This is a genomic window from Okeania sp. SIO2F4, assembly GCF_010672385.1.
GTDB lineage: Bacteria > Cyanobacteriota > Cyanobacteriia > Cyanobacteriales > Microcoleaceae > Trichodesmium.
In genome coordinates this window covers 1-5,895 of the sequence record NZ_JAAHGT010000621.1, presented here as the reverse complement: position 1 = coordinate 5,895, position 5,895 = coordinate 1, and the positions used below count along the sequence as shown (strand labels likewise).

At 34.1% G+C, this 5,895-nt stretch carries 5 protein-coding genes; 1 reads left to right on the top strand and 4 read right to left on the bottom strand.

Annotated elements, in window-relative coordinates; genetic code table 11:
• Positions 1-174 precede the first annotated feature (174 nt).
• On the top strand, positions 175-396 hold the full coding sequence (locus F6K22_RS28930; protein WP_293106040.1) for a hypothetical protein: 222 nt from the start codon (positions 175-177) through the stop codon (positions 394-396).
• Positions 397-737: 341 nt separating this feature from the next.
• Here F6K22_RS28930 and F6K22_RS28925 read toward each other — a convergent pair whose 3' ends face one another.
• From F6K22_RS28925 to folP, 4 genes are all read right to left on the bottom strand, one after another.
• A complete protein-coding gene (locus F6K22_RS28925; RefSeq protein ID WP_293106037.1) occupies positions 738-2,060 on the bottom strand; it encodes a tetratricopeptide repeat protein in 1,323 nt (440 codons plus the stop codon).
• 150 nt (positions 2,061-2,210) lie between these two features.
• Positions 2,211-2,684, bottom strand: coding sequence for a helix-turn-helix domain-containing protein (locus F6K22_RS28920; protein WP_293106034.1), 474 nt, complete (start codon positions 2,682-2,684; stop codon positions 2,211-2,213).
• Between the two features lie 278 nt (positions 2,685-2,962).
• Positions 2,963-3,988, bottom strand: a complete 1,026-nt coding sequence (locus F6K22_RS28915) for an ABC transporter permease (RefSeq protein WP_293106031.1) — start codon at positions 3,986-3,988, stop codon at positions 2,963-2,965.
• A 785-nt stretch (positions 3,989-4,773) separates the two neighbouring features.
• Complete coding sequence (gene folP, locus F6K22_RS28910) at positions 4,774-5,613, bottom strand: dihydropteroate synthase (RefSeq protein ID WP_293106028.1); 840 nt, start codon at positions 5,611-5,613, stop codon at positions 4,774-4,776.
• Positions 5,614-5,895: the final 282 nt, after the last annotated feature.

The following is a 5,895-nucleotide window of genomic DNA, read 5'->3' as shown; positions in this document are numbered from 1 at the left end:
CAAACTTAAATTCCTAATAATTTTAAGGAGTTGAAAAAAGGTTTGGGTTACTCCCAAGCTATCCTTAAGCTGAATACTTTATTGTAAGAGATTTATAGGTAAATTATTGCACCCCTTGCCTTGGGGTAGTATCTATCTTTTATGGTATACATGTAGTTTCAATAAATAACAAAAATGAATAATAGCAATTCCCAGAAACGTTTACCTAAACCTTATGGAAACCAGAGCAAAAAAAATCAAACTCAAATAACTGCTTCGATTATTTTAGAAATAATTGAAGTAGGAGCAGTGCTTATCACCTTATCTACTGTCACTTTATCTTTAACACTTCTACTTACTCCTGTAGCTATGTTTTGTATATTCTATAAGTATAGGATTTTTGAATTAATTAAGTAATACCAATTTGTTCAAGATATGGAAGAGTTTAATCCCCCCCAAACTCCCCTTTCTAAGGACTTAAGAATTGAGACTTATACTATAACTTTATTAAAATGGTGTAAGTAGAAGCTAATCGTCTAAATTTTAAAGATTCTAGAATAGGAAGATTGCTATTAATTTTCCTATTCTTTATAGTCAAATCACAAATTTAAGCATTCAGCTATTAGCTATCAGCTTTTCCTACGGAATCCTAGGCAAATAGCAATAATACCCCACTTAATTCTAGTTCAATTAATAAAGCTTTTACCCAAGACCAAGAAGAATAGCTGATAGCTGACCGCTGACCGCTGAATGCTTACTCACAAATTTCTATTCAACTTATCAAGCTTTTGTAGAAAATAACTTTCTCGATATCCTCCCAACTGTCTGGATAATTCTAAACCTCTTTGGAAAGATGACATTGCCAAACCAAAAGCCTTTAACTGTGCATAAACTTGCCCCATGCGGTCATAGGTTTCCATCATCCCATAAACATTTACAAACTGTTGATCCATCAACAATTGCACTTTATATATTTCAATTGCTGCTTCTTTTTCATCCTGAGAAAGATAGAGAGCAGCTAAATTTTCCAAAGCATCACTAGCAGTTACAAACCGTTGAATTGATTGAGCAATATCATAAGCTTCTTGATAGTATTGACTAGCAAGATTAAGTCTGCCAAGTTCCTCATAATCTCCACCAATCGATATTTTTATCTCTGGAACTTCTATAATATTTTGTTGACCTTCGTAAAAATCTACTAACCTTTCTTTCGCCGTAATTGCTTGTAAAGGTTTTCCCCCTTGATTATAAATAAAAGCTAATTGCCGGAGAGTACTTACTTTTTCAAAATTACCACTTACAGGAGAATTTGTTGTTTCTATTTCAGATATTTCTGAATCACTCTGTTGCTGAACCTCTAATAATTCCTCATAGGCGATCGCTGCATTATCATAATCTAACCAATTCAAATGTATTTCTCCTATAGCCGTTAAAGCTTGTTTTAATGTAGCGACATCCTCTTTTTTCCTTGCCTCAACAATCACCTGTTGATAAACTTCAACTGCCGGATCTTTAGCTCTAACTATATTAAATGCTGAACCTAATGCTTGTAACAATTCCAAATTAGGAGATTCTTCCTCTTGAATTTCTGGTTGTAGAATTTCCAGTCTTTTTGTAATCCATTGCACCTGCAATTTTTGACTATTATTCCATGCTATTTCTGCAACTCTTGACAAAGCTGCCAATTCTTCTGCCTTACCAAGATAACGGCGCAAACGTAATTCTCTGTTCCAAGTTTCAAAAGCTTTAGTTGTTTCTCCTGCTCCTAATAGTGCTGCTGCTTCAACATTAAGTTGGTCAAGTTCCTGGGAAAGTTCTTCTCGTTTTTCTCCACTTATAATTCCAGAAGTAGGAGGATTTGGTAATAGTGGATCTGGTTCAGTGCTTTCGAGAGGGTTAGGAGAAAATATATTTGGAGATTCTAAATTTTCCTCTGTTTCTGTTTGACGTTGAGAAATAATATTTATAGTTGTTTTTCTGAGAGAATATTCAGAAAATTCAGGAGTTTTTGCTAAACAATAGGTCGAAAGGTAAAGGTAAAAAAAACTGCTAGTTAGAAGTAAGTTTTGAATTTTAGGCATTTCAACTAGATTTTAATGGTTAAACTAAACCATTAATTATAATTCAAGATAATCCAGTCTAGAAATATCAACTTCTGATATGAAATACGTTACAGCGCTTTTCAGGCTGCTCAATATTTTTCTGATTAATTTCTTACATCACATTGACTACTATTCTTCAATCCATCTGCTATCAACCTGCTTGATTTTACCATCAAAATTAAACATCGTTGCCGTTGCCAAAGTCTCAATCCAGACCGTCGCTCCACAAGAGTGAGGTCGATCGGGTCGATAAACAATTTTACAAGGACCGTGAATCTCTATTTCGTGACCTTTTGCTAAAGTCTTAGTTCCTCGCTTGGCAGAAAGTACATGAAGATCGGTGTTTTTCTTCTTTTTATTCACAGCAATATTAGGACGATCAAAATGAATAGTATTTTTGCCACAATGTCTACATGAGTGCCAACGGGGATTAGGTCCACGCTTTTTACGAGAAACTCTTGGCATTCCTTTATATAGAGGAATTACCCAAGTGCGACCATTGATTTTTCTAGCGCCTTGAATCCGACCTTCTTTGATTAATAGTCTTACTCTTTGAGTAGAAATATTCAAAAGAGAAGCTGCTTCTTTAGTACCAATAAACATAATTTTTTACTATTGCGTTGTACGCAATAGTAAAATTTGTGGCATTTTTTTGTCAATGGTGCTTAATATAATGTAAGTGGTATACCAAAAAATTTCTTTAACCAGAAAGGATAAAGTTCTACCAAAAAAGTATAAACATAGCTAGGTCTTGATATTCCCTATTAATAGTTTTAACCAGTAGGGAGGATAGGGAGAAATATCATATCTAGATAATTAGCGATCAAAACTTGCTCCTCCTTATATCTTGAAACTTCCTCCTCTTCTCTCCTGACCCTCATTCAATACCTAATTCTCGGATCTATATAAGCATTTAAAATATCAATAAAAATACTAGCCACCACAACAATACCAGCAAAAAATACGACTATTCCCTGCACTGTCGGATAATCTCGCGAACTAATTGCTTGATACAATCTATTTGCCAAACCAGGCCAAGAAAAAGTTACTTCTGTTAATATTGCTCCTCCTAATAAAGCAGCAAAAGTTAATCCCAAAACCGTAATTACTGGAATCATGGCATTTTTCAAAGCATGAGCAAATAATATTCTTAATTCAGGAATACCTCTTGCTCTAGCAGCTTCTACATAATCAGCTTGTAATGTTTGTTTGAGATTAATTCTTACTATTCTTTCAAAAATACCACTCAGCAAAATTCCTAATGTTAAACTCGGCAAAGCTAAATAATATATAGACGTGAAAAAATGACCGATATTGCCACTTAAAATACTATCAACTGTGTATAAACCTGTAATGCTTAGAGGTGGATTTTCACTAATAGGAAAACGAGTACCCAAAGGAAACCATTTTAACTGTACGGCAAAAATTAATTGTAAAATCATGCCTGCCCAAAAAGGGGGAACTGCATAAGTAAAAATTCCAAATAAACGCCCACCAACATCCAAACGAGTATTAGGATGAGAAGCAGCAATAGACCCAATAGAAATCCCAACAATTAGAGCGATCGCCATACTAAATACTGCTAATTCTACAGTGGCGGGAAAATAATTTTGAATAATTTGCCAAACTGACTCACCACGAGTAGTCATGGATGTACCCAAGTCAAAACTAAATAATTTTCCTAGATAATTAAGATACTGTTCTAGTAGTGAACCATCTAAACCAAGTTGAGACCGGAGAGCTTCTTTAGTTGCCGTTGAAGCTTTCGATCCAAGAATGGCATCCACAGGGTCTCCCGGAGTTGCTCGTAATAACAAGAAAACTACAGTGCTAATTGTCCATAACATTAGTGGCGCTAATAGCAAACGGATTAATATATAAGAATAGAGAGCTTTAGAGCGAGACATTTCAGTTATCAGTTATCAGTTATCAGTTATCGGTTATCAGTTATCAGTTATTAGTTATTAGTTATTAGTACCGACAGGGCTATTTCATTCTAATTTTGGAATTTTCGTGCATTAACGAAAATATGCTTTTTCAAAGATTGATGTAACTTTCAATCTTTGAAAAAGCAGTAAAATCTTCACTTTATTCTAGAATTAAATAGCCCTGTTAGTACCGACTGCTGAAGCTAAAGACTTAAAAAAATAATGAAGTTAGCTTTTTTTATCCTCTCAAAAAAGGAAGTTTGAGAGCCGATGTTTTGGTTAAAAGTTATTTCAACTATCAGTTATCAGCACTGAAGTCAGGATTCAAAAGTAATTGCCTTTTATTACTGTTCTTAGTTGAAAGACATGGAGCTTTCACCGCTATTTTGCCAGACTAGATATTATATCATCTCTGGTTAAACTTAAATCTTATGATCTCTTGATTCTAACTCCTAATTCTTATACAAATTACTAAAAGTAGTTCTACTTAGGTAGAGCTTTAATTATCAAGTAATTGACACAGATAAAATAACCTTTTTGATAATTATTAGCTAGCAGGGTGTTAATTATTCTTAGAGCTGATTTATAAAGTAAATATTAAGGCGCTGAATCATTTGCTATACTTAGGTTTTAGGAGTTATTATCAAGTAAACCCCTAATTGCTAAAAGCTAGGTAATATAAGACTTTTAGCGAAGTTTACAAATCAGCTCTTATGTTTACTTCTTTCCCACTCCCTTACTCCCTACTCCCTACTCCCTACTCCCTATCTAAAAATAACATCAGCAACCCCACAAACTTCAGACATTTCTTTAACATCGTGAACCCGTAAAATATCTACAGATTGAGCGATCGCTGCCACACAACCTGCAGCAGTTCCCCAAACCCTTTGTTTAGCATCAGGTTGATTTAAAATTTGACCAATAAAACTTTTACGAGATAATCCCAATAAAATCGGACAATTTAAACTTTTAAATCTTGATAAATTACGGATAATTTCTAAATTTTGTTCGTAATTTTTAGCAAAACCAATACCAGGGTCAATAATAATTTTTTCTCTCTCAATTCCAGCTCTAACAGCCTCCTCAATTCTACTCTGTAAAAACTGATAAATTTCCCCAATTAAATCCTGATAGTCTGTCAATTTTTGCATAGTTTTTGGCGTACCCCGAATGTGCATTAAAATAATCGGCACTTTCATAGAACCCACCACAGAAAACATATCATCATCATAAGTTCCGGCAGAAATATCATTAATTAAATTAGCACCAGCTTCAACAGATTTTTCTGCAACTATTGCCCTAGTAGTATCAACAGAAATTGGAATTTCCGCACAAATATTTTTTTGACTTCTTAACAACTTAATTATTGGTAAAACCCGATTAAGTTCCTCATCTATAGAAACAACTTCAGATCCTGGTCGAGTTGATTGACCGCCAATATCAATCATATCAGCCCCCGCCTCCACCATTTTTTTTACCTGCATTAAAGCTGCTTCTGGTGTATTAAAATCACCACCATCACTAAAACTATCTGGTGTGACATTCAAAATACCCATTATGTAGGTACATTTTCCCCAAGCAAAACTTTCAGCTAAACTGTGCATTTGATAATTTTGATAATTGATGAAGAAGTAATATCATGTCCGTTTGAATAGTTATAATTAGAGCTTCGTAGTAGGGTTTTAGCTCTAATACCATTTCTCAAAAACTTTTCTACATTTTAGGAGTAGGTAGTTGCATGCAACGTCCGTACTAGGTAGGGACGTTGGATACAACGTCCGTAGGTCGTAGTAAACATAAGAATAATTAACATTAACGCTACTTGTAATTATCAAAAAAGTTATTTAGCCAGTGTTAATTACTTAATAATTGAAATGTCATCTAAG